General features: G+C 69.4%; 1 pseudogene. It reads left to right on the forward strand.

The annotated features are described in order from the left end of the window. Positions 1-539, forward strand: a pseudogene (locus NUU27_RS25460) (hypothetical protein); the annotation flags it as partial.

Genomic DNA, 539 nt, shown 5'->3' on the forward strand with positions numbered 1-539 from the left:
GGGGCTGAAGGGGCGTCGCGCTGTCTCGCCGGAGGCCATGGCGGTGGTCGACCTGCCGGGCTTTGCGATCACCAAGATGACGCCGCTCGCCGAGGTGCGTCGCGGCGGGCGTGTGCCGTATACGATCCGCGTCAAGCCGCTCGGCATCTCCGGCCCGACGGTGGTGAACATCGTCGACCAGACGCCGGTGGGGCTGACCTTCGTGTCGGGCACGGCAACGCTGGACGGCACGCCGAAAACGCCGAAGGTGGAGGGCCGGCGGCTGGTGTTCGAGAGCGTGACGCTGAACCCGGACGAGACGGTCGAGATCGGCTTGAGCCTTGCGGTGACGGCGGCGGCCAAGCCGGGCGAATATGTCAACCGGGCCTGGGTGGAGGATCTGTCGGGCGAGGTGGTCTCGCGGGTGGCGAGCGCGGTGGTGGAGGTGGTGGTGGAAGCCGTCTTCGACTGCGGCGACATCCTTGGCAAGGTGTTCGACGACAAGAACCGCAACGGCTACCAGGATGCCGGCGAGCCTGGGCTGGCGGGCGTGCGCGTCG

The sequence above is a fragment of the Nitratireductor sp. ZSWI3 genome, from assembly GCF_024655565.1.
Taxonomy (GTDB): Bacteria; Pseudomonadota; Alphaproteobacteria; order Rhizobiales; family Rhizobiaceae; genus Nitratireductor.